At 63.7% G+C, this 25667-nt stretch carries 25 protein-coding genes and 1 tRNA gene (1 of these 26 cut by a window edge); 19 read left to right on the forward strand and 7 right to left on the reverse strand.

Annotated features, from left to right (window positions below):
• Positions 1-15 precede the first annotated feature (15 nt).
• Entirely contained in the window at positions 16-1056 is a 1041-nt protein-coding gene (gene arsB, locus METLW3_RS0108370) for an ACR3 family arsenite efflux transporter (RefSeq protein WP_024879501.1), read from the forward strand.
• A 29-nt stretch (positions 1057-1085) separates the two neighbouring features.
• Positions 1086-1916: a class I SAM-dependent methyltransferase gene (locus tag METLW3_RS0108375; protein WP_024879502.1), complete on the forward strand. Its 831-nt coding sequence runs from the start codon at positions 1086-1088 to the stop codon at positions 1914-1916.
• A gap of 246 nt (positions 1917-2162) precedes the next feature.
• On the opposite strand, the gene METLW3_RS0108380 is transcribed toward METLW3_RS0108375, so the two are convergent.
• Positions 2163-2238 (reverse strand) — tRNA-Ile (locus METLW3_RS0108380).
• Between the two features lie 183 nt (positions 2239-2421).
• Here METLW3_RS0108380 and METLW3_RS0108385 point away from each other — a divergent pair.
• Both METLW3_RS0108385 and METLW3_RS0108390 read left to right on the forward strand, forming a co-directional pair.
• Entirely contained in the window at positions 2422-3168 is a 747-nt protein-coding gene (locus METLW3_RS0108385) for a peptidase (protein WP_024879503.1), read from the forward strand.
• Positions 3165-4145: an L-threonylcarbamoyladenylate synthase gene (locus METLW3_RS0108390; protein WP_024879504.1), complete on the forward strand. Its 981-nt coding sequence runs from the start codon at positions 3165-3167 to the stop codon at positions 4143-4145. The genes METLW3_RS0108385 and METLW3_RS0108390 overlap by 4 nt, the downstream gene beginning before the upstream one ends.
• A 3-nt stretch (positions 4146-4148) precedes the next feature.
• Here METLW3_RS0108390 and METLW3_RS0108395 read toward each other — a convergent pair whose 3' ends face one another.
• Entirely contained in the window at positions 4149-5186 is a 1038-nt protein-coding gene (locus METLW3_RS0108395; RefSeq protein ID WP_024879505.1) for a hypothetical protein, read from the reverse strand.
• A gap of 333 nt (positions 5187-5519) precedes the next feature.
• Here METLW3_RS0108395 and pgi point away from each other — a divergent pair, with 333 nt between their 5' ends.
• Both pgi and METLW3_RS0108410 read left to right on the forward strand, forming a co-directional pair.
• Entirely contained in the window at positions 5520-7160 is a 1641-nt protein-coding gene (gene pgi / locus METLW3_RS0108405; RefSeq protein WP_024879507.1) for a glucose-6-phosphate isomerase, read from the forward strand.
• A gap of 112 nt (positions 7161-7272) precedes the next feature.
• Entirely contained in the window at positions 7273-8229 is a 957-nt protein-coding gene (locus tag METLW3_RS0108410; RefSeq protein ID WP_024879508.1) for a hypothetical protein, read from the forward strand.
• Between the two features lie 8 nt (positions 8230-8237).
• Here METLW3_RS0108410 and METLW3_RS25340 read toward each other — a convergent pair whose 3' ends face one another.
• The 3 genes from METLW3_RS25340 to METLW3_RS26795 form a co-directional block, all read right to left on the reverse strand.
• Entirely contained in the window at positions 8238-9278 is a 1041-nt protein-coding gene (locus METLW3_RS25340) for a Mu transposase C-terminal domain-containing protein (protein WP_157516539.1), read from the reverse strand.
• Between the two features lie 22 nt (positions 9279-9300).
• Positions 9301-9819, reverse strand: a complete 519-nt coding sequence (locus METLW3_RS25345; RefSeq protein WP_083967314.1) for a transposase — start codon at positions 9817-9819, stop codon at positions 9301-9303.
• A 420-nt stretch (positions 9820-10239) separates the two neighbouring features.
• Positions 10240-11562: a hypothetical protein gene (locus tag METLW3_RS26795; RefSeq protein ID WP_157516540.1), complete on the reverse strand. Its 1323-nt coding sequence runs from the start codon at positions 11560-11562 to the stop codon at positions 10240-10242.
• 808 nt (positions 11563-12370) lie between these two features.
• Between METLW3_RS26795 and amoC the strand changes: the two genes are divergently transcribed.
• The 11 genes from amoC (at position 12371) to METLW3_RS0108475 (ending at position 22312) form a co-directional block, all read left to right on the forward strand.
• Complete coding sequence (amoC, locus tag METLW3_RS0108430) at positions 12371-13147, forward strand: bacterial ammonia monooxygenase, subunit AmoC (protein WP_024879510.1); 777 nt, start codon at positions 12371-12373, stop codon at positions 13145-13147.
• Positions 13148-13286: 139 nt separating this feature from the next.
• Positions 13287-14057: a bacterial ammonia monooxygenase, subunit AmoA gene (gene amoA, locus METLW3_RS0108435; RefSeq protein ID WP_024879511.1), complete on the forward strand. Its 771-nt coding sequence runs from the start codon at positions 13287-13289 to the stop codon at positions 14055-14057.
• 131 nt (positions 14058-14188) lie between these two features.
• Positions 14189-15475, forward strand: coding sequence for a bacterial ammonia monooxygenase, subunit AmoB (gene amoB, locus METLW3_RS0108440; protein ID WP_024879512.1), 1287 nt, complete (start codon positions 14189-14191; stop codon positions 15473-15475).
• Positions 15476-15810: 335 nt separating this feature from the next.
• Entirely contained in the window at positions 15811-16275 is a 465-nt protein-coding gene (locus tag METLW3_RS0108445) for a hypothetical protein (RefSeq protein WP_024879513.1), read from the forward strand.
• Positions 16276-16951: 676 nt separating this feature from the next.
• Positions 16952-17395: an AAA family ATPase gene (locus tag METLW3_RS27485; protein WP_084484812.1), complete on the forward strand. Its 444-nt coding sequence runs from the start codon at positions 16952-16954 to the stop codon at positions 17393-17395.
• 486 nt (positions 17396-17881) lie between these two features.
• A complete protein-coding gene (locus METLW3_RS27490; RefSeq protein WP_245267263.1) occupies positions 17882-18640 on the forward strand; it encodes a hypothetical protein in 759 nt (252 codons plus the stop codon).
• A 96-nt stretch (positions 18641-18736) separates the two neighbouring features.
• The gene (locus METLW3_RS28170; protein ID WP_157516541.1) at positions 18737-18919 is read left to right on the forward strand and encodes a hypothetical protein; all 183 of its coding nucleotides are present in this window, start codon (positions 18737-18739) and stop codon (positions 18917-18919) included.
• A gap of 133 nt (positions 18920-19052) precedes the next feature.
• Complete coding sequence (aroA, locus tag METLW3_RS0108460; protein WP_024879515.1) at positions 19053-20396, forward strand: 3-phosphoshikimate 1-carboxyvinyltransferase; 1344 nt, start codon at positions 19053-19055, stop codon at positions 20394-20396.
• Positions 20389-21045, forward strand: coding sequence for a (d)CMP kinase (gene cmk, locus METLW3_RS0108465; RefSeq protein WP_024879516.1), 657 nt, complete (start codon positions 20389-20391; stop codon positions 21043-21045). Before aroA ends, cmk begins: the two co-directional genes overlap by 8 nt.
• A 14-nt stretch (positions 21046-21059) precedes the next feature.
• Positions 21060-21884, forward strand: a complete 825-nt coding sequence (gluQRS, locus tag METLW3_RS0108470; protein ID WP_024879517.1) for a tRNA glutamyl-Q(34) synthetase GluQRS — start codon at positions 21060-21062, stop codon at positions 21882-21884.
• A 95-nt stretch (positions 21885-21979) separates the two neighbouring features.
• A complete protein-coding gene (locus tag METLW3_RS0108475; RefSeq protein WP_157516542.1) occupies positions 21980-22312 on the forward strand; it encodes a hypothetical protein in 333 nt (110 codons plus the stop codon).
• A 3-nt stretch (positions 22313-22315) separates the two neighbouring features.
• Here the strand turns inward: METLW3_RS0108475 and METLW3_RS0108480 are convergent, their stop codons facing one another.
• Positions 22316-23347, reverse strand: coding sequence for an AI-2E family transporter (locus METLW3_RS0108480; RefSeq protein ID WP_024879519.1), 1032 nt, complete (start codon positions 23345-23347; stop codon positions 22316-22318).
• Positions 23348-23498: 151 nt separating this feature from the next.
• Between METLW3_RS0108480 and METLW3_RS0108485 the strand changes: the two genes are divergently transcribed.
• Both METLW3_RS0108485 and METLW3_RS0108490 read left to right on the forward strand, forming a co-directional pair.
• A complete protein-coding gene (locus METLW3_RS0108485; protein ID WP_024879520.1) occupies positions 23499-23744 on the forward strand; it encodes a hypothetical protein in 246 nt (81 codons plus the stop codon).
• 112 nt (positions 23745-23856) lie between these two features.
• Positions 23857-24411, forward strand: coding sequence for a hypothetical protein (locus tag METLW3_RS0108490; RefSeq protein ID WP_024879521.1), 555 nt, complete (start codon positions 23857-23859; stop codon positions 24409-24411).
• A gap of 21 nt (positions 24412-24432) precedes the next feature.
• On the opposite strand, the gene METLW3_RS0108495 is transcribed toward METLW3_RS0108490, so the two are convergent.
• Positions 24433-25667: the 3' portion of a M23 family metallopeptidase gene (locus METLW3_RS0108495; protein ID WP_024879522.1), read on the reverse strand. 799 nt of this gene lie beyond the right edge of the window; only the last 1235 of its 2034 coding nucleotides appear in the window; its start codon lies beyond the right edge, outside the window; it ends in the stop codon at positions 24433-24435.

Raw genomic sequence — 25667 nt, forward strand, 5'->3', positions numbered from 1 at the left:
GCCGCAGCGCCCGCCATGGGCGTTTTCGAGCGATATCTGACTCTATGGGTCGGGCTCTGCATCATCGTCGGCATCGCGCTCGGCCAGGCGGCGCCCGTCGTTTTCCACGCCATTGGTGAAGCGACAATCGCGCAAGTTAATCTCCCGGTCGCGGCGCTGGTGTGGCTGATGATCATCCCCATGCTGCTGAAGATCGACCCCGCCGCGCTCGGCCGAGTGCGCGAGCATTGGCGCGGCATCGCCGTCACCGTCGGCATCAATTGGCTGGTGAAACCCTTCTCCATGGCGCTGCTCGGCTGGCTGTTCATCGCGCATCTGTTCCGGCCCTTTCTGCCGGCCGATCAGATCGACGCCTATATCGCCGGCCTCATTCTGCTGGCGGCGGCGCCTTGCACGGCGATGGTGTTCGTGTGGTCCAACCTCGTCGAGGGCGAGCCGCATTTCACTTTGTCGCAAGTCGCGCTCAACGACACGATCATGATTGTCGCCTTTGCGCCGCTCGTCGCTCTGCTGCTCGGCCTGTCGTCCATCACCGTGCCTTGGGGCACGCTGCTGCTGTCGGTCGCGCTCTATATCGTCGCGCCGGTCATCGCATCGCAGCTCTGGCGGCGCGCGCTGTTGGCGAAGGGCGGCGCGGCGGTGTTGGCAGCGACGCTGCGCGTGCTCGGCCCGCTCTCGCTCGTCGCGCTGCTGCTGACGCTCGTCATTCTGTTCGGCCTGCAGGGCGAGGAGATCATGCGTCAGCCATTGGTCATCGCGCTCTTGGCGACGCCGATCTTGATCCAGGTCTATTTCAACGCCGGCCTCGCCTATTTGCTCAATCGCCGCCTCGGCGTCGAATGGTGTGTCGCCGGCCCTTCGGCGCTGATCGGAGCCAGCAATTTCTTCGAGCTGGCAGTCGCGACGGCGATCGCTTTGTTCGGTTTCCAATCGGGCGCGGCGCTCGCGACCGTCGTCGGCGTGCTGGTGGAAGTGCCGGTCATGCTCTCCGTCGTCCATATCGTCCGCCGCTCGCGGACATGGTACGAGAACGCCGGCGTGTCCTCGCGCGCGTGAGCGACGCATAGCGAGATCAGGGAAATCGGATGAACGAATTAGAAGCAGCAAAGGCGAAAGCCGCCGCCGCCTACAATGCCGCCGCCGACTATTTCGACCACCCCGTGAGCTCGTTTTGGCATCGCTTCGGACGAGAGACCGTCGCTCGTCTCGATCTTCGGCCCGGCGCATGTGTGCTCGACGTCTGCTCGGGCAGCGGCGGATCGGCCTTACCGGCCGCCGAGCGCGTCGGACCGAAGGGCAGAGTGATCGCCGTCGATCTCGCCGAACGCTTGATCGCATTGGCCGCGTCGAAAGCGCAGAGCAAGGGCCTCGCGACTATCGAGTTCCGCGTCGCCGACATGCTCGCCCTCGGCTATCCGGACGACGCATTCGATGCGGTAATTTGCGTGTTCGGCGTCTTTTTCGTGCCCGACATGACCGGGGCGGTCCGGGAACTGTGGCGCATGGTGCGTCCGGGCGGTCGGCTCGCCATCACGACTTGGGGACCCGATCTGTTCGAACCCGCGAACAGCGCCTTCTGGAACGCGATACGGCAGGAGCGCCCCGATCTCTTTCGGGGCTTCAATCCCTGGGACCGTATTTCCCAACCGGTGGGTCTGCAAGAAATGCTGGCCGCCGCAGGCGTGAGCGACGCCGACATAGCGGCTGAAGCAGGCCGTCACCCCTTACAGTCGCCGGATGATTGGTGGGTGATCGCGATGGGCAGCGGCTATCGCGGGACACTCGCGCAACTCGATCCCGAGACCTTTTCGCGTGTCAGAGAGACAAATTTGTCTCTCCTGCGCGCGAGCGGTGCGACTTCGATCGAGACGAATGTCCTTTACGCCGTCGCCACCAAGAAATTGTCTCCCGAGTGAAGCTCGCGTCCAAGGAGTGCGGTCCGTCGACTGTTTTGGGCGACGGCTGCATTAGGTTATGCAGTTCTTGCGGGTACAAGAGCCTGGCCGGAGAGACAGGTCGTGCCCGCTGCGGCGCCTTTGCCGGTTCCTCATCCTCGGGCGTTACTCGGGTTCACGTCCTGGAGCGATTCTGACCGCCGCATGGGATCGGTGGACCATCAAGGCCACCGAATTCAATTTCGAATCTTATCCATTTGATTTCATTGGTGGGCCGGGTAGGACTCGAACCTACAACCAGACCGTTATGAGCGGCCGGCTCTAACCATTGAGCTACCGGCCCAGCCGCCGTTTCGGCCGGGAATAGTGTTCCTATAGCGGATTCGCGCCGCGCCGCAACGTCCGATCGAAAATTGGGCGCCGGCTGAATTTCGCGCGACCAAATCCCTTGCGATGCGCTAAGTTGCGCCGCCCGCCCTCCGGACGCGCCAGGCGTCGGAGCCGGGCCAGAGCTATCGGAGCGGCGATGACCTATTGTTGTGGCATTCTCGTGCGCGGCGGCCTCGTCATGATCGCCGACACCCGCACCAATGCGGGGCTCGACAATATCTCCACATTTCGCAAGCTCCATGTCTTCGAGCAGCCGGGCGAGCGCGTCATGATGCTCGCAACTGCCGGAAATCTCTCCGTCACTCAGGGCGCGGTCACTCTGCTCGCGGAGGGGCTCGAAAATCCCGAGACTCATGAGATCGAGCGCCTCGTCGACGCGCGCGGGATGCTGCAGGCGGCGCAGCTCGTCGGCCGCGCCGTTCGGCGCTCGCACGCCATCGCGGGGGAGGGGGCGGAGGATTCGGGGGTCAGCTTCGATGTCTCGCTGCTGTTCGGCGGGCAGATCGGCAACGGCCAGCTGCGGCTGTTCATGGTCTATACGGCCGGCAATTTCATCGAATGCACGCAGGACACGCCCTATCTGCAGATCGGCGAGCACAAATATGGCAAGCCCATCCTCGACCGCGCGGTCTCCTTCGACACCGATGTGCTCGATGCGCTCAAGATCGGGCTCATCTCCATGGATTCGACCATTCGCTCCAATCTCTCCGTCGGCCTGCCGGTCGATATCGCTCTGCTGCGCCGTGACGCGCTGCGCACCGACGTCTCGACGCGCATAGACGGTTCTGATCCCTATTTCCGGGATTTGCGGGAGAGCTGGTCGCGGGCGCTGCGGGCCGCGCATATCGCCATTCCGGCGCCGCCCTATGGCGGGGCGCGATGACGCGGAGCGAGGACGGCGCGGCGCGGCGCGCGCCGGCCGGGGAGGAGGCGATCGAACGCGGCGTGCGAATTTTGCGCGAGGGCGGGCTCGTCGCCTTCCCCACTGAGACGGTCTATGGGCTCGGGGCGGATGCGACCTCGCCCGCGGCGGTGGCGAAAATCTACGCCGCCAAGGGACGGCCGAGCTTCAATCCGCTCATCGCCCATGTCGCCGATATCGATTCGGCGCTGCGGGAGGCGGAGCTGCCGCCGGCGGCGCTGCGGCTCGCCGAGGCTTTTTGGCCCGGGCCGCTGACTTTGGTGGCGCCGCGGGCGGCGGGCGGCTCAGTCTGCGAGCTCGCGCGCGCCGGCCTCGAGAGCGTGGCGCTGCGGGCGCCGTCGGCGCCGGTCGCGCGGGCGCTGATTTTGGCTGCGGGGCGGCCGATCGCGGCGCCTTCGGCCAATCGCTCCGGCCATGTCAGCCCGGTGACGGCGGAGCATGTGCTGGAGGATCTCGGCGCGAGGGTCGATCTCGTCATCGATGGCGGACGCGCGGACAAAGGCGTCGAATCGACGATCGTCGCCTTTCTCGGCGCGCGGCCGCGGCTGCTGCGACCGGGCGCCTTGGCGCGAGAGGCGCTGGAGGAGCTTTTGGGCGCGCCGCTGGAGGGCGAGGGCGGAGGGGCGGCGATCGTCGCGCCGGGGATGACCGCCTCCCATTATGCGCCATCGGCGCGGCTGCGGCTCGAGGCCGAAGAGCTGCGCGAGGGCGAGGCCGGGCTCGATTTCGGCGGCCGTCTCGCCGAGCGCGGAGGGGTGGGACTCCTGCTGGATTTATCGCCCTCCGCCAATCTCGAGGAGGCGGCGGCCAATCTCTTCCTCTATTTGCGCGAGCTGGACGCCCGCGGCGCAACGGCCGTAGCCGTGGCGCCGATTCCGGCGCATGGGCTCGGCGAGGCGATCAATGATCGGCTGCGCCGCGCCGCAGCGCCGAAGTAACAATCATGCCGCAAGGGCGGCTGCGCCGTCGCCGAGGCGGAAATCCATCGTCGCCGGCTCCGGCAGGCTGCGCCATGGCGCGCATTCATAGCCGCGCGCGGCGAGACCATCCGCGTGGGTGGAACTCATCTCGACCACGAGGCGCGTGGTGTGATTGAGCACGGGCGGAATGGCCCAGGCGAAGGGCGCCGCGTTGGCCGATGTCTCGCGCATCAGCGCGCGGCGGGCCTCATTATTCTCCGGCCCCATGCGGCCGCGCCAGCCAGCGCGCGGCTGCTGCCAATCATTGGCGACGATGACGGGACCGCGCAGCACATGGGCCTCGCGCTCCGTCCGCTCGATCAGCGCGATCTCATGCGGAGCCGTTCCCGTCAGCGTGAACAGCACGGGCCGCGCCAGCGGCTCGCGCGCGAGCAGAGCGACCGCCTCTTCGAATGTCGCGCAAGTCTCGAAAGCGTAGCGCAGCAGATGATCCGGCGGCCAGCCGGTCTCGTATTTCAGCGCATTGGCGAGATTGAGCGCGAAATCATAAGGGAAGGCGGCGACGCCTTCGATGCGGCGGCGCATCGGCGCCTGATTGATCACAGCCGAGAAGCGTCCGGGCGCCATGGCCGTCAGCACGCCGATCGCCCCCGGCCAGGTCACATTGTAGAAGCCGCCCGCTGGGCCGGCGGCCCAGGCGATCTCGACGCCGCGGCCGAGGCCGCGAAAGGGCCAGTCGAGCGAGCGCCGAATCGTCGGAGCGCCGTCGGGCGCGACAAAGGCCTGGGTGGTGCAGGCGAAGAGATAGGACATGTTGAGCGTCGCCGCGCCGTGAAATCCCAATATTTCTGCGATGCGCTCCAAATCCTCGAAATAGCGGGAGTCGGATTTCTGCAGCCAGGATCGCGCCAGCCGATCGAGCGGCGCGAGGCAGACGTGACCCCAGCGCGGCATGGGCGCGAGACAGGCGTCGCGCAGCGCCTCGGCCGCCGCGATACGCGCCGCCGCATGGGCGATGGGACCGCCATCTCGCACATCCAGAAAAGGAATTTGCCGCACCAAGGCTCCTCCGCCATGTCATCCGAACGAGATAAATCACACATGTAACTGTCATAATACAGTCAGAAAGCAACCAGACGTATATCTCTGCCGAGACAAGGCTGGGTGATTCGCATGAGAGCCTCCGATCCAATCGGAGCGGAGAGGGCTCTAGAGTCTCAGTTTTGGAGTGAGTTCTGATCGATCGAGCGATATCGTTCGATCGGAAAGCGCTCTAATCTCGCGCCGGCGAAAATCGTTGCGCTGCAGAGCGCGCGCATTCGCTGCGGATCGGCTAAAGAAAACAGCGAGGCGGAGACCGCGAGCGTCGCCGTCGTCCCGGGAGGAGATCGAATGTCCCGTCCGCGCGTTCTCGAAGCGATGGCGGCGCTGCAGGATCGCGCGCGGGCGTTGCGCGCGTCGCGCACGCTGGATCTATTCGCCGCCGATGCCGATCGTTTCGCGAAATTCTCGGTGGCGCTGGATGATTTCCTGCTGGATTTCTCCAAGCATCGGATCGACGGCGAGACCATGCGTCTGCTCGTCGATCTCTCCCGCGCCGCCGATCTCGAGGGCGCGCGCGCGTCGCTGTTCGCCGGCGAGCCCGTCAATCTCACCGAGGGCCGCGCCGCCGCGCATTGGGCGCTGCGCGATCTCTCGGATCGCCCTCTCATCGTCGGCGGCGAGAATGTGCGCGGCGTGGTCGAGGCGGAGCGCGAGAAGGTCTACGCCTTTGCGCGCGCGCTGCGGTCGGGCGAATTGCGCGGCGCCGGCGGCGCGCCTTTCACCGATATCGTCAATATCGGCATCGGCGGCTCCGATCTCGGCCCGGCCATGGCCGCGCGCGCGCTCGCGCCTTTCGGCAAAGGCGGCCCGCGCGCGCATTTCGTCTCCAATGTCGACGGCGCCGATATGGCGGACACGCTCGCCGGCCTCGATGCGGCGCGCACCTTGTTCATTGTCTCCTCCAAGACATTCACGACACAAGAGACCATGGCCAATGCCGCGCTGGCGCGCGCTTTCATCGTGGAGCGCCTCGGCGAGGCGGCGGTGGCCGCGCATTTCGCCGCCGTGTCGACGCGGCTCGACAAGGTCGCGGAGTTCGGCGTCGATCCTTCGCGCGTCTTCGGCTTTTGGGATTGGGTCGGCGGCCGCTATTCCATCTGGTCGGCCATCGGCCTCTCGCTCGTCATCGCCATAGGCCCGGAGAATTTCACGGAATTTCTGCGCGGCGGCTTCGACATGGACGAGCATTTTCGCAGCGCGCCGCTCGAGCGCAATATTCCGGCGCTGATGGGGCTGATCGGCGTGTTTCATCGCGACGTCGAGGGCAGGGCGGCGCAGGCGATCATTCCCTATGACCAGCGCCTCGCGCGTTTTCCCGCCTATCTGCAGCAGCTCGACATGGAGTCGAACGGCAAATCGGTGGCGCGCGACGGCGGCGTCGTGGAATTCGCGACCGGGCCGATCGTGTTCGGCGAGCCGGGGACCAATGGCCAGCACGCTTTTTTCCAGCTGCTGCATCAGGGAACCGACGTCACGCCGATCGATTTCCTCATCGCCGCCGAGCCGATCGACGCCGATGCGCATCATCACGCGCTGCTCTTTTCCAATTGCCTCGCGCAGAGCGAGGCATTCATGCGCGGGCGCACGCTCGCCGAGGCGAAAGCGCAGCTCGCCGCCGCGGGGCTAGACGCCGCGCGCGTCGAAGCGCTGGCGCCGCACAAGGTCTTCACCGGCGATCGGCCGAGCAGCGTGCTGCTCTATCGCCGGCTCGATCCGCGCACGCTGGGGCGCCTCGTTGCGCTCTATGAGCACAAGGTCTTCGTGCAATCGGTGATCTGGGACATCAACCCTTTCGATCAATGGGGCGTCGAGCTCGGCAAGGAGCTCGCCAATCGTTTGGCGCCGATCGTGGAGAGCGAGACCGCGCCGCTCGCGGGGCTCGACGGCTCGACGGCGGGGCTCATCCGCTGGCGGCGAAGAGAAGCCTGACTGTCGGTCGCTGGCGGGAAGGAAGACGCCGTGCGTCGCGCGGCGCGCGCGATTGACGCGCGGCCCCGTGCGAAGATAGAATTTACCCAATATTTCAAAGCTGGGCCGCTGCATGTCGATCCTTTCCGAAGATCAGATCGCAGAATATAGCGCCAAGGGATTTGTCGCCGTCACCGGCTTTCTCTCCCGAGAAGAGATCGGGCGGCTGCGTCGCGATTTCGATGATGCCTCGCGCGTCAGCTTCCGCTTCTATGGCGTGAAGGACGTCACGCCCGATTGCGCGAAAGCGATGAAGCCGCGTCTGCTGGAAGTCTGCCGCGCCTTGGCGGCGGGCAGCGAGACGCGAGCGGATATGCTGAGCGGCGCGGTCTATTGGTCGTCGTGCAAGGCCAAGGCGGGCGTGACCGACGCATGGCATCAGGACCATGACAGCTGGTGGTTGTGGGGCGAGAACCATGTGGACTATCTTCACATGTTCATTCCCATCGCCAAGCCCGATCCAAACAAGACAGGGCTGACCTTGGCGGCGCTCGACCGTCTCGCGGCGGCGGCGCCCGAGGCGCATCGGCTGACGGTCGGAAAAGGCGCCATGTCGCTGAAGCGCGAAGTGGGCGCCACGACGGTTCTCGTTCGCGACACGGGGAAAAAGCACGCTTTCGATTTCGACGTCGAAGCGATCGCCGAAACGCCACGACTCGCCGAGGGCGATCTGCTGCTGTTTCGCGGCGATGTCTTTCATCGCACGCAGGATCGCGAATGCGATCGTCTGGCCGTGTCCTTCCGCATGGCGCGCGGCGGAACGCCGGTTCGGCGCGAGCATCTGCTGAGCTGGGGCAGTCTCGAGAAATTCGTGCTGTCCATGACCAATCACGAAAAATATCGCTATGTGCTCGAGGCGCTGGATCGTCATGGCGACGGCTGTCCGCTCGGCGATGTGGCGTCGCATCTCGAGGCCGCTTACGATCGGCCGCCGCGCGTGAGCTTCGCCGCGCTCCTCGGCCAAAAGCTGCGCGCCGTAGCGTCGGGGCTGCTCGGCGCGCGCGGGACAGGCTTGGCGCGCGAGAGCTAGTCCAGTCTCTACGCTCGGCGCTCTACGGGCAGGAAAGGGCAGGCGATCACGCATTTGCGCGCGCAGGGGATAGCGGTCGTGCTCGTCACGACGGATGCGCTGATCGTGTCTTCGGACAATTCGACGTCGAACGGCGGCGGCGCCTCCATCGCCGTCGTGATCGTCAGCGCGCATGTGTCCATTGCGCGCGCCTTTACGAATCGGCCAGAGGGGCGACAGACGAAAATGCGCGAGGGATCATTCGGATCATAGCGCGCCTCGAGCCGCTTGCGCCCGGCGGCGAAATCATCGGCGATGGCGCGCGACCAATAGAGGCGGCCGTGCAGGCGCAGTCCGTCCTCGTCCAGCACGCCTTCGTCGTCCGGCAGCAGCGATAGGCGGAAGCTCACGCAATCGAGCGGCAGGCGCAGCAGATCGCCGCGCATATGCTTGCGCCACAGCGTCAGCGGCGCGCGACCGAGATCGCGATGCTTGCGGCAATGATAGACGCCGGCGATCTCTGCGCCGATCCAGCTGTCGAGCTCGCGCAGCGTGAGACGTTGCGCATGCGGCCCGACATAGAGGTCGCGCTCGCCGCGCTCCATGGGGCCGACATCGGTGATGAGCGGAACGCAGCCCAATCGGCTTCCGATCAGCTCCTGTATGTGCGCGCCATAGCGTGCGCTCGCCGGCTCGCTCCAGACCGTCTCTATGCCGATTTCACGACAGGCGCGCACGAAGGCGCGGCGACCGAAGAAGCTGTTGGCGTCGACATGGATCGCCTCCGGCAATCCGACGACCGGCCAATCGAAATCGACGCCGCGCTCGTTCAGCCAGCGCGTCTTGTCGCAGACGGAGTGGAGAATGGCGAGGCTCGCCGACAGCCGCGTCGGCGGCGTGAGCGCGAGGTGAAAGCCCGTCGCCATTCGTGTGAGCGCGTCGACGCCGAGCGTGATCCACGGCCGGCCGAACTCGCGGCCGGAGTCTTCGTCGACGATCATCACGTCGACTTTCGCGTGATCGATCTGCACGGCCTCGAGCGGCCGTGTGGCCTCTGATCTCTTCCGCACCTTGCTCGCCGCCGCTTTCGTTCTACTCGGTCTCGCTACGCCGCCGCGCCCGCGTCTGAATGTCGATATCGTGCACGCGCGCCTTGATAGTGCGCCAATTGGGCGCCGGCAGCCGCTCCTTCAGGCAGCGCTTGGCGATCTCGCGCACCAGCTGGCTGAACTTGGGCCGCGAAGGCTGCAGATAGAAGGTCTCGATCGTGTCGCGAATGAGCGTCTCGCGCGCCGAATCGAGCACGCGCGCGCCCTTGGGGCGACCGACCGGACGCGTCATAGGCGCGGTGACGGCGCCACAGCTGCGGAAGGTCTTGATCATGCGATAGGCGGTGGCGCGGCTGACGCCGAGATCGCTGGTCAGCTTGCGAATGACCTCCTGCGACAGGCGCTCGCCCTCACGCGTGAGAACCTCGCGAATGACCTCCTCGCGATGACGATTCTCATCCGGGCGCCGGCTGCGTCTCTCGCGTCCAATCGACGTCTCGAGCTTGCGTTCGGGCGCCGGGGCCAGGCGGGGATGGTCGGGATCGAGAACATTTCCGCTCATTTCCAGGCGTTCCTCGTGCAGACTGAACCTCCGCGTCGTGCGCGCCGATCGTATCGCCGCGCGGCTCCGCGAGGGCCTTTTTTCTCATGATTTCAAAACCGAAGACAATGTTCGATTTTGCACAGTCCACGCGCGCCTGTGGAGCCGAATTGCGGCTCTCGCGCGAGCGCGCCCGCGTCCGCGCCGGGGCGCAGGCGCGAAAACCCTAGTAAACCATGTGTTTCGATGATGTTTCACGGAATTGGAATAGTTCAAAATAGCAAGAATGACGGCCGAGAATCGAATAGAGCCAGTCTTGCTACATAATGTCGCAGCGTAGACTCTCGCCAATTCAGTGGAGTGCGTATCCGTACGTAGTCGATTTCACGAGGAGCGCCGAGAGGGCCGCCGCACGCCGCGCTTCGATCGCGCGAATCGGCTCTACCGAGCGCTCGGCCCGCCGAACGGCCGGAAGCGAAACATCTCCCATTTGTAAGGACCGTCGCGATCGCAGGCGACCGAGCTCGCCGGATTGGCGGAGAGATATTTGGCGTTGTGGCGAATGGCGAATTCGTCGTCCTCATTGTGAAGGAACTCGAAGGTCATGCCCTCCCGCCGCCCTTTGCTCGCGAAGGCGAGCGATCCATCCTCCGCCACGGACAGTGGAAACCTCGTTCCGCCGATGGTCGCGAGCAGCGTGACCTCGGCGCCGTGGAATTCGGCCTCGACCAGAAATTCCCACGGCGCGAGCGGCCCGGCCTTGTGAATCGCTCTGTTCTCGGAGACGTCATAGACCAACGACGAGTCATGAGTCGTCGCAATGGCGATGCGCGCACCGGTCACGCCGGTGAGAAAAGCGCCGATCAGCAGACGTTCCGCGGGGCTGGGGATCAGCGACGCATGTTCCTCATAGAAGGCGACCGCGCGCGGCGCGCCGGCCGTCTCCGCGATATGGCTGATGAGCTGCGGGAAATAGCGCCAATTCTCGCGCAGCAGCTCGCGATTGTCGGAGCCGGCGAGATAGGAGGCGGCGAGGCGCGGGAAGCGGCGCATCGCATATTGCAGAATGCGGGTCTGCCAGCGCCAATGGCTCTTGCGAATCTGACGCGCGATTCTGCGCAGCTCCGCCATGTCGCGCGTTAGCGCGCCGTCGATGAGCGCGCGCAGATTGGCGGCGCCGGCGAAAACAGTGGTCACATGGTGATCCACTCTCGGCACCTTGATGAAATGCGCGTCGGGGTAGTTCTCCACGATCTTTCGGCAGTGAAAATCGTCGATCGCATTATAGGAGTCGGCGAATATGAACACATCGCCGGCGACGTCCGCGGCGCGGATCGCCATGCCGCGCATGAAGGGGATGAAGTCCTGCTGCCAGCCGGGGTCTCTGCCGTCGCATTCCTCGCGATCGATCGACCATTGCGGACACATTGCGATGACATGTGTGGCGGCGAGAAGACGGGAGAATTTCACCGCGCCATAGCCGCCCATGGAGCCGCCATAGGCGACACGCGTCTCATAGTCCGCGATCGTCTCCAAAATGATCTGCGACGCTCTGCGGAGATTTTCGGACGGATACCAATTGGCGCGCTTGGCCATCACGCCGATCGCCGAAGTTCCCGATTTTCGCAAAGGCGTATCGGCGAAAAAACGATGACCCTTGGCCGGCGTGATCGCATCGCCGAAAGTGATCAAGACGATTTTCGAATCGGCGGGAGCCCAGATGACCCGTATCTCGTCGTCGTCATAGAGAATCGTCGTCGTCAAAGTATGATCCATCCCGCCGCCCACGGTTTCGAGCCGCGGCGGATATAGACCAATTCGCTCCACGCGCAAACCTCCCGCCGTTTCGGCGCAGGCGGATTTTCCCTGCCTGCGCCGACCTTTGCGTGCGGCGAGCGCGCAGCGCGCAGGATCAGAGATTGAGCGCTCTGTTCACCGTCGGAATGAAGATCGCGAATACGAAGACCGTGACGAGGATCCACAGCACGACCCATTTGAGTTCTTCGACCTTGTGCAGCATTCGAGCTTTCTCCTCCCGTTTTTTAAAATTGGTCCACGCCGCGTCTCGAAGGCGGCGCACGCTCTGTTTTTGAGCCAAGACGCCACGAGTCACAACAAGCATATGCAGGCGGCACAATGTCGCAGTACTTAATAATACGGGATAATCTCATATTTTGTAATTCGTATCATTCAAAAGTGCAGCGTAAAAAGTGACATTATCCGCGAGTGTCTCATTTTTTATAATATGTAAATATCATATTATCGCACTATATAAGTATATACTGCAGTATATGCAGCATAATGTCGCATATGTATTCTTTATGATCAATTGACAGGCGCCGAGCGCGGCATGATAGGCTCCGACATGCAAAGAGCTTTCGGGCTCTACTGCAAAGAGGCGCGGCGCCGAAATAGTTCCGGCGTCCGCCGCATGCGCCGAACGTCGCGCGCGGCGTCGCGAGGCTGCTGGGATGGCCTTCGCGGCGACCGCGGCACGGGGAGACGAAACGTCATTCGGAACGGCGGGAGACCGTTTTCGAACCGATGACTTCTAAAGAGGAGGAACCCGACAATGAGTCTGACAACGGAGAAAGCGGCCGGATCCGTCCGAGCCGCGGAGAGCGACACCATCGTCAATTACTGGCCTGCATATTGGACGATGATCTGTCTCTTCGTGTTCTATGTGACGATCCGCATCTATGAGCAGTATTTCGGCTGGAAAGCGGGTCTCGATTCTTTTGCGCCCGAGTTTCAGACCTATTGGCTGAATCTCATGTGGACGGAGCTGCCGCTCGAATTCATCGCCTTCTGCGGCATCGGCGGCTATCTCTGGAAAACGCGCGACCGCAACATCGACGCTGTCACGCCGCGCGAGGAGATGCGCCGTCTGCTGACGCTGATCGGCTGGCTCGCGATCTACGCTTTCACCGTCTATTGGGGCGCTTCCTACTTCACCGAGCAGGACGGCACCTGGCATCAGACGGTCATTCGCGACACCGACTTCACGCCGAGCCATATTCTGGAGTTCTACCTCAGCTATCCGATCTACATCATCGCCGGCTGGGGCGCCTTCATGTATGCGCGCACGCGCATTCCGCAATTTGCGAACAAGATCTCGCTGCCCTTCCTGCTGTTCTTCGCGGGTCCGTTCATGATCTTCCCGAACATCGGCCTGAACGAGTGGGGCCACACCTTCTGGTTCATGGAAGAGCTGTTCACGGCGCCGCTGCATTGGGGCTTCGTGTTCTTCGGCTGGTTCGCGCTCGCCGTCTTCGGCACGGCCTGCCAGGTGCTCGATCGCGTGATCGAGCTCTCCAAGGAATATGAGAAGGACGCGCTCTCTCTCTGATCCTTCGCGCTCTCGCGCATTCTCCTCCTCGGCAAAGCGACCGCGTTTCGCGCGCGGTCGCGGCGGAGGCGGAGCAAGCAAAAGAAATATCCGGCGCAGATGCGCCGGGGAGGCGACAATCTCAAGGAGCAAGAACGAAATGTCCATTTCCACAGAGGCCGGCGCTCCAGCCGGCAAGGCATGGAAATCGAAGGAGGAGTTTCTCGGCTGCGTGATGCTGACCGATTGGATTCTCCTCGTCGTGCTATTCGCCGTGGTGCTCGGATCCTTCCACATCCACTATATGCTGCTCGCCGGCGACTGGGACTTCTGGATCGACTTCAAGGACCGCCGCATGTGGCCGACGGTGGCGCCTATCGTCGCAATGTGCTTCGCCGCCGCGGTGCAATCCTTCCTGTGGCAGAAGTTCCGTCTGCCGATCGGCGCCACGGTCGCGTGCCTCGCGCTGCTCACCGGCGAATGGATCAATCGCTACGACAACTTCTGGGGCTGGACCTTCTTCCCGATCAATCTGGTCTTCCCGTCGGCGCTCATCCCCATGGGCTTCTGGCTCGATGTGGTGCTGATGATGTCGGGCAGCTGGCTGGTGACGGCGCTGGTCGGCTCCATGGGCTGGGGCCTCTTGTTCTATCCGATCAACTGGCCGGTGCTGGCGCAATATCACCAGTCCGCCGAGATCGACGGCGTGCTGCTGACGCTCGCCGATCTCATCGGCTTCAACTATGTCCGCACGGGCACGCCGGAATATATCCGCATGGTCGAGCGCGGCACGCTGCGCACCTTCGGCAAGGACGTCGTTCCGGTCGCGGCCTTCTTCTCCTCCTTCATTTCCATGCTGATCTACTTCCTGTGGTGGAAGATCGGCACCTGGTTCACGAACACCAAATACATCGAGGTCGACGACATCTGATCCCGCAAATATTCGCGAGCGCGAGGCGGACCTGCGGCCCGCTTCGCCGAGACATCGCAAGAAATCCAAGAGGCCCGTTGCGAATGACGGCGCGGCCGAGAAAACAAGGACAAGGGAGACCGATCGAAATGATGAACAAGCTCCTCGCGACACTGGCGGGATGCGTGAGGCCGCGGGCGCTGCGCGCCTTGGCCTTCGGCCTCGCCGCGGCGATCGCCGCCACCACTCTGCCGGCGGCGACGCCCGCATCGGCGCATGGCGAACGCTCGCAGCAGGCCTTTCTGCGCATGCGCACGCTCAACTGGTACGATGTGAAATGGTCGAAGACCGAGGTCAACGTCAACGAAGAGATGGTGCTCTCGGGCAAGGTGCACGTCTTCTCCGGCTGGCCGCAGGCCGTCGCCAAGCCGGACGTCGCCTTTCTGAACGTCGGCGAGCCCGGCCCGGTGCTCATTCGCAAGGGCGCTTATGTCGGCGACGTGCCGGCGCCGCGCTCCTTCTCTCTGCAGGTCGGCAAGGACTATGAGTATAAGCTCGTGCTCAAAGCCCGTCGGCAGGGGCGTTTCCACGTCCATGTGCAGATGAACGTCGAAGGCGGCGGACCCATCGTCGGCCCCGGCGAGTGGATCACCATCAAGGGCGACATGGCGAATTTCACCAATCCGGTGACTTTGCTCGACGGCTCGACCATCGATCTCGAGACCTATGGCATCACCTGGACCTACATCTATCATTTCGCCTGGATGGCGGCCGCGGCGGTCTGGATCCTCTACTGGTTCATGACCAAGGGCCTCATCGTGCGCTATTGGTGGGTGAAGGCCGGCAAGGCCAATGAGCTCATCACCACCCGCGAGAAGCGCATCGGCGGCCTATGGCTGGCGGCCACCTTGCTGGCGGTTCTGTTCGGCTACGCCTGGGCCAATAGCGCCTTCCCGCGCACTCTGCCGATGCAGGCGGGCCTGCTCAAGGGCATCGATCCGATCGCTCTGCCGGCGGCCACTGTGACCGCGCAATTCAAGGGCGGCTCCTACACTGTGCCGGGCCGCGAGCTGTCGGTGAAGCTTCGCATCACCAATAGCGGAACCGAGCCGGTGAAGATCGGCGAGTTCACCACGGCGGGCCTGCGCTTCCTCAACCCCGCAGTGTTCACGGTCAAGCCGCAGTTCCCCGAATATCTGCTCGCCGATCGCGGCCTCGCCGTCAGCGACGAGACGCCGATCGCCCCCGGCGAGACGCGCGATGTGACGGTCGTCGTCCAGGACGCCCGCTTCGACATCGAGCGCCTGTCGGACCTCGCCTATGACACCGACAGCCAGTTCGGCGGCCTGCTGTTCTTCTTCAGCCCGTCGGGCAATCGCGTCGGCGTCGAGATCGGCGGCCCGGTGATCCCGCGCTTCGCGGCCGGAGCCACGCTCTGAGCGCCATAGAGCTTCACGCGGTTCTCTTCACTCTTCTCCGCGTGTTGGTGTGAAACTTCCTCCCCCGCCCGGTTCGTCCGGGCGGCTTTTTTTTGCCGGGGCTGGGCGATGGGGTGAAGGTTTCCTCATCCTGAGGAGCCGCGAAGCGGCGTCTCGAAGGACGAGGGAACCTTCATGCGCGGCCATCTGGAGCTCCCCCTCGCGCTTTTAAGACGCGCCCTTCGGGCGCTCCTCAGCATGAGGGGGAGGATTGTTGTCCGATCGTGGGGGGCGGGCATGGGGCTTGCGTGCGGAGAGCGCATCCCGGCTCCGCCGGGCGAGCGAGCAGGGGCGCGATGTACGAGCACGAGCAGGCCGGGGACGTCCGCGCCGTTCCGGCGCAAATGTTGGAGCGCGGCTTTCGGCTTCTCGTGCTCCGAGAGTTTCGCGCGGCCGATCAGCCGCCGGCCCTCGCTTTGATTCGGCAGAGTATTTTGCGCGATGTGCATCGCGTTCATCGCCATGGCGTCTCTTTCGGCTGCACGTTTCTGCCGCAGATCATGCAATGGCTGATCGATCTGCTCGGCCGTCCCTCGCTGCATCCGCCGGATTATCCGGCGAGCCCCGCCTATCGCAACCCGGCCTGGCCGTCCTTTCATTGGCGCCCGGAGAGCCGGCTGTGGGACGAGGGCGTCGAGACAGTGGAGTGGCATGTCGATGTGATCTTCGCCGATTCCGCGTCTTTCGACGCTTTCGCGGCGCGCTGGCGCGACCGTCTGACCCCGAGCGACGCCGGAGAAGGGTCGAAGGCCGCGCTCTGACGAGCGCCCTCGGCTTTCGGACGCGGGCGCAGGCTGCTAGGAACAAATTCAGCCAGCGCGGGCGCGCCCCGACGCCTCGCGGCGCGGGGGAGGAAAGGGCGGTTCGGGACGCTCCGGCCCCTTCGGCCGGTGCGCGAAAATTCTATCCGGGGCCGGAGCGTCCCGAAACGCGGTTGTCGTTCTCGTCGACATCCCGAGGCTTGGTCGAACCCGCGAATCCTGGGGTTTCTCGATCAAGACGCGATCGAGTCCGACGGCCTGGGATCACGGAGCGGTTCTTGTTTCTCCCTATGGACGGGAGAAGAACGCCGTCCGGCGACGCGCTGCCTGTCCATGGATGGGGGTCACCATCCCGGATGGAGCCGCCCCCCGCCCGCGCTCCCTGACCCGAGAAACGCGCCCTTCATGGGCGGAGGTGGGAGGGATATAGGAATATTTTCATGGTGTGTCAAGGGGCGCTGTTCAGGGGGCGGGGTTTTGGCTTACGTCCATGAGCACTTCTCGATCGTTTTGAAACCGTTACAACGTCTCCGCAGCGGGCCGCTAAATGCCGCTGGTCGCAGGGAGAAAAAGCTACCAGTAAAGAGACCAATAGGCTAAGGATGCGGTTCACACAGTTTACCCGACTGCGCTGAGCCCCCGGCTCGGGTGAAGCGGCGGATAGTTGGAACTCTCGATGAAGATCGATCGCATTACCATTAGAAATTTCAAGAAAATTGAATCCATTGAGATTTCATTGGGCAAGGTTAACTATCTTGTCGGTGGGAATAACTCAGGAAAAAGCAGCGTTCTTCAGGCGATCCATATGGCTGTTTCATGTGCGAAGCTATCGCTCGAACGTAAGGAGCAAGTTTTCTCAGAATCTGAATTGCGATATTCGCCGACATCAGAGTTCGTGCTTCTTGGGCATGATGCGCCGTATGAGAACAAAGCAACTGGCTCTCGGGGAAGAGTTGAGTTTATCGGCGAATCCGCAGACGGGACGCCCGCTGGCTATAGGATAGAAATATACAAGGGGAGAAATTACGGTAATATAGGTGTCGACAGAAGCGGGACGTATTCAGGATTTGGCCAAATGATAGTCGACCCAAAAAGCTTATTTTCTATATATGTTCCGTGACTATCTGGCGTGCCGCATCGTGAAGAGTACAAAAGCTACGCGGCCGTTTTCCTTAAGGCGGCGGGCGGAGATGCAAATCTTGTATTCAGGAATATTATTAGGATTCTCAGTGAGAATAGTAAGCTCGAAGATGTAAAGGCGCTTTTAAAGGATTTGATTGGTAATTGTGATATAGTTGTAATTCATAATGCGACAAACGACCTTTATGTTAATGTCAAATTTTCGCAGGATGGGGGTAAAGAGGTGCCGATTGACCTCGTTGGTACAGGTATTCTGTAGGTTCTTCAGATTGTTTCTTACGTTGCGCTGTTTGAACCAAAATTCCTGCTCGTCGACGAACCAGATAACCATCTCCATCCTTCTCGGCAGGCTCTGCTATCTAGATCCTTCGCGAAAATTTCAGAGAAATACGGCGCAACAGTTATCGTGTCGACCCATAGTCGACATATGGTTGCTTCGGCACCTGAGAGTTCAAAGATTATTTGGATGAAGGACGGCAAGATTGAATCTGATGAATGTAAAGATCTTGCTGCTGTCCTCATGGACTTGGGGGCGCTCGATCAGTTAGACTCGCGCGGCGCGGAATGCATCATTTGCACCGAAGACCGGAGAAAATCAGCAATTGAGAGCTGTATAAACAGCATAAATATGTCAGATAAAGTAAAGGTAATATCATATAATGGTATAAGTAATGCGGCGTCTGCCGTTGCCATTAAGGCGATGTGTGAGCTTTTGCCGAAGCATCCTATCGTGATTATTCATAGAGACCGTGACTTTCTTATTGATCAAGAAATAAATGCATGGGGTGCTGAATATCGTAATCGAGGAATGCACATTTTTTCCCCGCCGATGTGTGACGTTGAGTCCTACTATTGCCTACCGGTGCACATCTCATCTGTTTATGGGATTTCTGAGGAGATGGCCGTTCAAATATTGGAAGAAGTAATTAGTCAGAATGAGGTGGAGTTAAGAGAAAAATTTCGATCCAAGCGGCGAGAAGCAAACCTTAAGTTTTGGAAAGACGGGGGTGGTCCAGGCACAGCGGAGCTTTGGCCCGAAAGTGAGCCGGCTCGTTTGTCCTGTGCATACGGAAAAGCGCTTATCTCCAAGCTAAATGACCGCATGAAGGATCATCCAGGTGGTCGCAAATCTTTGGTGGCAATTCCAAATGCAGAACTCGCGCGATTGCTGCGCAACGCCCTCGTCGAGGCAGGCATCGAGCTGTCAGCGCATTCATTACAATGACCGCTCCTGGCGCGACTTTCCCGTTCGGGGAAGGTCGACGAGGAAACATGGCCCACGGTCCCGAATCCCGTTCAACAACTCCGATACAGCCGCGTCATGCCCGCGCTCGTCGCGGGCATCCACGCCGGGGCATTGCGACACGTGGAAAGACGACCAGCGTTGTTCCGCTCTATTGTTCAGCTTTCCTGCGTCGTCGCGGCGTGGATGGCCGCGACGAGCGCGGCCATGACGCTGGAGAGGCGTCTGCTCGTCGAACTGCGTTCGGAGCCCGAATTCTGAACCCTGGGGCAGGGGCTCGCGGCCTCCCCCGCTCTCGTCTGCGCGCGGCATTTGTGACGCGGCGGCGCGCGTTGTATATGCCGAAGCCGCGCGGGCCATGGGAAACGGCGCCGCGGCCGGAGATCGAGCCAGATTGCACACCGACGCCGAACATTCCCCCTCGCCGCTCAGCGCCTTGCGCGCGCGGCTCTCCGGACGCTGCCGCCCGCCCGGCGATAAATCCGTCTCGCATCGCTCGCTGATCCTCGGGACGCTGGCGGTGGGTGAGACGCGCGTCGAAGGGCTGCTCGAGGGCGACGACGTGCTGCGCACCGGCGAAGCCTGCCGCAAGCTCGGCGCGCGGATCGAGCGGCTCGGGCCGGGGAGCTGGAGTGTGCGCGGGCCGGGCCTCGGCTCGCTGCTGGAGCCGCGCGAGACGCTGGATTTCGGCAATGCCGGCACCGGCTCGCGGCTGATGATGGGCGTCGTCGGCGGCCATCCGATCACCGCGCGTTTCGATGGCGACGCCTCGCTGCGCAAGCGGCCGATGCGCCGCATTCTCGATCCGCTGGTCCTGCAGGGCGCCCGCGTGCTGGAGCAGGCGGAGGGCGGGCGCTGCCCCATTCTGCTGCAGGGAACCGCTGAGCCTCTGCCGATCGAATATAAGACGCCGGTCGCCTCGGCGCAGATCAAATCCGCCGTGCTGCTGGCCGGGCTGAATTCGCCGGGCCGCACTGTGGTCATCGAGAACGAGGCCTCGCGCGACCATACCGAAAAAATGCTGATCCATTTCGGCGCCCGCGTCGTGAGCGAGCCTTATGGCGAGCATGGGCGCAAGGTGACGCTGGAGGGAAGGCCCGAGCTGCGCCCGAGCCTGGTGCGCGTGCCGGCCGATCCATCCTCGGCGGCTTTTCCGATTGTCGCGGCGCTGATCGCCGAGCGCTCGGAGATCGTGGTCGAAGGCGTGATGACCAATCCGCTGCGCTGCGGGCTCCTCACCACGCTCGCCGAGATGGGCGCGAAAATCGCGCTCGAGAACATCCGAGAGGAGGGCGGCGAGGAGGTCGCCGATATTCGCGTGACCGCCTCCCGCCTCACCGGCGTGGACGTTCCGGCGGCGCGCGCGCCGTCGATGATCGACGAATATCCGATCCTGGCGGTGGCCGCCGCTTTCGCCGAGGGCGAGACGCGCATGCGCGGGCTCTCCGAGCTGCGGGTGAAGGAGTCCGATCGTCTCGAGGCGATCGCCGCGGGGCTGAAGGCCAATGGCGTCGACTGCGAGATCATCGGCGACGATCTCATCGTGCGCGGCGGGGCAGGGCGCGTGAAAGGCGGGGGAAATGTCGAGACGCATCTCGACCATCGCATCGCGATGAGCTTTCTCGTCATGGGGCTCGGCGCCGACGCGCCTGCGGTGGTGGACGACGATCGCATGATAGCCACGAGCTTTCCGAATTTTCGCGCCCTGATGGAAGGGCTGGGGGCTCGCTTTGCCTGAACGGGGACTTGTCATCGCCATAGACGGGCCGGCGGCCTCGGGGAAGGGCACGCTGGCGCGCCGGCTCGCGGCGCATTTCGGCCTGCCGCATCTCGACACTGGCCTGCTCTATCGCGCCACCGCCTGCGCGCTGCTCGACGATGGTCGCGCGCTCGACGATATTCGCGCCGCTGTGGAGGCCGCGCGCGGCCTCGCGCTCTGCGATTTCGACGAGGCGCGGCTGCGCTCGCGCGAATTGGGCGAGGCCTCCTCCGTCGTCGCCGCCATTCCGCAGGTGCGCGCGGCGCTCATCGAGATGCAGCGCAGCTTCGCGTCGCGCTCGGAAGGCGCGGTGCTGGACGGGCGCGACATAGGCACGGTGATCTGCCCCGACGCCGTGGTGAAGATTTTCGTCACCGCTAGCGCCGAGAAGCGCGCGCAGCGCCGCGCGCTGGAGCTCGCCTCGCGCGGCGAGCGCGTCGATTATGCGCATATTCTCGAGGATATCCGCCGGCGCGACGAGCGCGACAGCGGCCGCAGCTCGGCGCCGTTGAAAATCGCCGATGACGCCACGCGGCTCGACACCACCGATCTCGACATTGAGGCGGCCTTCGCCGCCGCGCGCGACATTGTGCGGGAGAAGGCGGAGCTCGTCGGAAAGGTCGGCTGAGCGAGGCGGCGCGAATGAGCGAGGACGTGAGAAAAATCTTTCGCTTCGCGCCGTCGCCCAATGGCTATCTCCATCTCGGCCACGCCTATTCGGCGCTGCTCGATTTCGATCTCGCGCAGCGCGAGGGCGGCCGCTTCCTGCTGCGCTTGGAGGATATCGACCAGGGGCGGGCGCGGCCGGAGCTCGAGGCCGCGATCTATGAGGATCTCGCCTGGCTCGGCCTTTCCTGGGAGGAGCCGGTCCGCCGCCAATCCGAGCATTTGGACGATTACGCCGCTGCGCTCGCAAAGCTCGACGCGCTGGGACTGCTCTATCCTTGCGTGTGCTCGCGCGCCGATATCGCCCGCGCGGCGCTCGCCGATCCGCCGCGCGATCTCGACGGCGCGCCGCTCTATCCTGGAACCTGCCGCGGCAAAAAGCTCGCGCGCGCCGGCGCCAATCTGCGGCTCGATATGGCGAAAGCCGCGGCGCTCGTTGGCGGCGAGGTCTCGTGGCGCGAGCATGGGAAGGAGATCGTCGCCGCGCCGCAGGAGTGGGGCGACGTCGTGCTGGCGCGCAAGGACATTGGAACGAGCTATCACATCGCCGTCACCATCGACGATGCGCTGCAGGGCGTGACCGATGTGGTGCGGGGCAGGGACCTCTATGAGGCGACGCGCATCCATCGGCTGCTGCAGGAATTGCTCGGCCTGCCGGCGCCGGCCTACCGCCATCACGCGCTTGTGCTGGACGAGGACTGCCGCAAGCTCGCCAAGAGCCGGCTCTCCAAGCCCTTGCGGGAGTTGCGGGCCGAGGGCGCGACGCCGGCCGATGTGCGGGCCATGCTCGATCTGCCGTGAGTCGGCGGGGGCTGGGGCGGCGCTTGTCGTTCCGGATCAAATCATGCATTCTTACTCGAGTTTAAATCTCCCGCCTTTCCGCGAAGGAACATCCCGTGAGGACATTGCTCGTCGTGCTGGCCGCCTTGGCGGCCACGACCTCCGCCGCCCGCGCCAATTACGGCTATTGCTTCACCCACGGCCTGCTGGGCGGGACCAAGGTCGTCGTTCACGATCAGGTGCGCGAGGCCGATTTTTGGGACGGAGCCACGGTGACCGCCTATCGCCAGCGTCTCGAGGCCTCGCATCGCTTCCGCTTCGGGCCGCTGACCTGCCCGGGCTTCGATACGGAGAAGGAGGCGCAGGACAGCCTCACGCAGCTGCGGCGCGCCTCGGTGGAGCAGGGCTTCGCCGATTTTCCCTTTCCGCCGCAGCCCGTGGTCGATTGAGGCTCAGCCCTCGTCGCGCGGCCCTTTGTCGGAGAGCAGCGCCGCGACCCAGCGGCTCGACGGGAATTGATCGCAGAGCGTCAGAAAGGCGATGGCGATCGGCACGCCGATGAAGGCGCCCGGCAGGCCCCAGAGAAAGGTCCATAGCAGGACGGAGAAGACGACGACCGTCGGCGACATGGCCAGCGCCGAGCCGGAGAACGCCGGCTCCAGCCCGCTGCCGATGACGAGCTGAACAAACGCCAGCACGCCGAGCACGAGAAGCGCCATCTGGCCCGAGTCGAATTGCGCATAGGCGAAGAGCGCGGGCAGCAGGGTCGCCACGGCCGGGCCGATATAGGGCAAATAATTCAAGGCGAAGGTCAGCACGCCCCAGGCCGCGGCGAGATCGAGGCCGATCGCCAGAGCGAAGAGGAAGACGACCGCGCCGGTGGCGAGGCTCGCCACTGTGCGCACCAGCATGTAGCGGCGCAGCTTTGTGGCGATGTTCGCGCCGGCTTGCAGCAGCGAGCGCGCCGTCGCCTCGCTGCGGGAGGCGGCGAGCTTCTTCTCGAATCCGCCGGCTTCGGCGAGGCCCATGATCACATAGATCAGCACCACCAGCGCGAAGCCGACGAATATGTTGACGCGGGTCGCCGCCGCGCGCAGCAGCGCCAGCACCCAGGCGGCGTTGAAATGCTCGGTGATCAGCGAGGCGACGAAAATATCATGCGCCTCCAGCCATTTCGTCGCATTCTCGAAGGCGGCCTTCACGCGCTCGATATTGCGGACGAACCAATCGACGATCTCGCCGCCGCTCCACACGATCAGCGAGGACAGAGCGATCATGACGCCAAGCGCGATGAGAATGCTGAAAGTGAGCGCCACCGGCCGCGGCGTCATCTTCTGCAGCCATTGCTGCAATGGCCAGATGAGCGCGATGATGAAGAGCGCGAAGACGACCGGCTCCAGCACGGATTGGCCGATCGAGAAGGCCGCCAGCATCACGAATGCGATGACGATGACCGCCGCCGTGTCGGCCGCTCGCTCTCCCATTGCCACTCCCGTTCATTCGCGCCCATTCATCGCGCATACGCTCGCGAGAAAAGGTAGAGCGCCGCCGTCTTGGGGAAACGCCCCGCGATTGTCGAAAGCGCGCCGAGCGCTAATTCTCCGCAAGCGTTTTCGGACGAATTGGAGAGATGAGATGTCGACCACAGAGGAAAACAAGGACGAAAATTTCTCCCGCCGCGCTTTCGCCGCGGGCCTTCTGGCGGCGCTGGTCGCCGCGCCGCTCGCCGCCGTCGTCGCGCCGTCCGAAGCCGAGGCGCAGGAGCGGCAATTCGTGCGCCCGTCCCATACGCCGCGCGTGCAGCGTCCGCGCAGCCATGTGCGCGGTCCGGTGACGCATCGCAGCCTGTTCCGCCGGCGTGTCCGCGTTCCCGTGCGTTGACGCGATAGAACCCATTCGAGCGTGCATGTCCGCCTTTGGGCGGCATGCCTTCAAGGGCAGGGGTGCGCATGTCCGCCTTCGGCGGCCATGCCTTCAAAGGCAGGGGACAAAGATGAACGACTATAGCGTCGCGCCGGAATTCGGAGAGCAAGCCGTCGCGGCGCGGGCGGGCGCCTGGCTGAAGCGCAAGGCGCCCTATCTCATCGTGCTCGGTCTGGCGATTTTCGGCGTCGCCTATACGAGCCTCGTCCAGCAGCCGCTCTATGGCTATTGGGAGTTTCTCGGCGTCGCGATCGGCGTCGCCTGCGTCGCCATAGGCTGGCGCCAGGCTCCGGATCGCCAGGCGCGCTTTATACTCGCGCGCACGCAGGCGCTGCATTGGGCGGCGTTTCTCGTCGCCATGAACATCGTGCTCTGGCCGAGCGTGAACAGCTTCCTCAATGCGCCGGCGACCGGGCTCGCTCTGCTGCTGCTGCTGGCGCTCGGCACATTCGTCGCCGGTATTCAGGTTTCCTTCGACATAGCCGTGCTCGGCCTCGCTATGGCGGTCGCCGTGCCTGCCATTGCCTGGTTCAAGCAATCGGCGCTGTTCCTGATTTTGGCGGTCATTGTCCTCGGCGCGCTGGCCGCCGCCTTTTGGCGACGCGGCGGCGAGGCCTCGGCGTGAGACGTCGGCGTCCTCGGGGCCTCAGCGCCCCTGTCGCGTGGCGACATGAGGATTGTTCGGCGCCTTGGCCATCAGCTGATCGATACGGTCGCGCTCGCGCTTGAAATCGGCGAGCAGTCTGCCGTCGAACTCGCGCGTGCGCGCTAGCTTCACGCGCATCGGATCGACGAAATGCCCGTTGACCATCACCTCGTAATGGAGATGCGGGCCGGTCGAGAGGCCGGACGATCCCAAAAATCCGACGATCTGGCCCTGCTTTATGCGCAGCCCCTCGCGAATGCCGCGCGCGAAGCCGGACATGTGATTATAGGCGGTCGAATAGCCATTGGCGTGCTGGATCTCCACGCGGCGGCCGTAGCCGCTGTGCCAGCCGGCCTCCACCACGACGCCATTGCCCGCCGCGAGAATGGGCGTGCCGATGGGCGCCGCCCAATCGACGCCCGTATGCATCTTGTAATAGCCGAGGATCGGATGGCGGCGCATGCCGAAGCCGGAGCGTGTCTCGCCCGCGGCGATCGGCTTGCGCACCAGGAATTTGCGGCTCGAGCGGCCGTTCTCGTCATAATAGTCGACGAGGCCGTCGTCGGTCGTCTGATAGCGGTAATAGCGAAAGGTCTCGTTGCGCGTCGTGATGGAGGCGTAGAGCAGCGCCTCGCGTCCGGAGCCTTCCTCATTCTCGTCATAGAGGACATCGAGCGAATCGCCGCCGTTCACGCCGCGCTGCAGATCGAGATCATTGGCGAATATGCGCACGAGATCATTGATGATCGGCCGTGGAACGTCCTGCTTCAACGCGGTTTCGTAGAGCGAATCATAGAGGCGCATGCCGCCGGGATCATCGTCGCCGTCGCCGCCGTCCTCCTCTATGCCGGCGGAGCCGCGTCGCCCGACCTTGGCCAAATTGGAGGGGGCCGTCACCTGCAGGAAGGTTCCGCGATCGGTCGCCGCGACCATCGTCTCCAGCCGATCATCCGTGTAGATCGAGATGCGCGCGAGCTGGAGATTGGCGCCCGAGCCGTCGAAATCCGCGAAAAGCAGCTTGACTTTCTGGCCCTCGCGGGCCGCCGTCTCGACGCGCTTGGCCCCGAAAGCCGCAGCCACCGCGCCGATGCTGGCCTTGGGCACGCCATTGGCGAGAAGCGCGTCGACCAGAGTCTCGCCGCGGCGGAGCACGATGAGCTTCTCGTCCATCTGCGTCGGCTGCGGCCCGGCCGAGCGCGGCGCCAAGGTCACATTCTCCGGCACCATGCGCACCT

The organism is Methylosinus sp. LW3, assembly GCF_000527115.1.
GTDB lineage: Bacteria > Pseudomonadota > Alphaproteobacteria > Rhizobiales > Beijerinckiaceae > Methylosinus.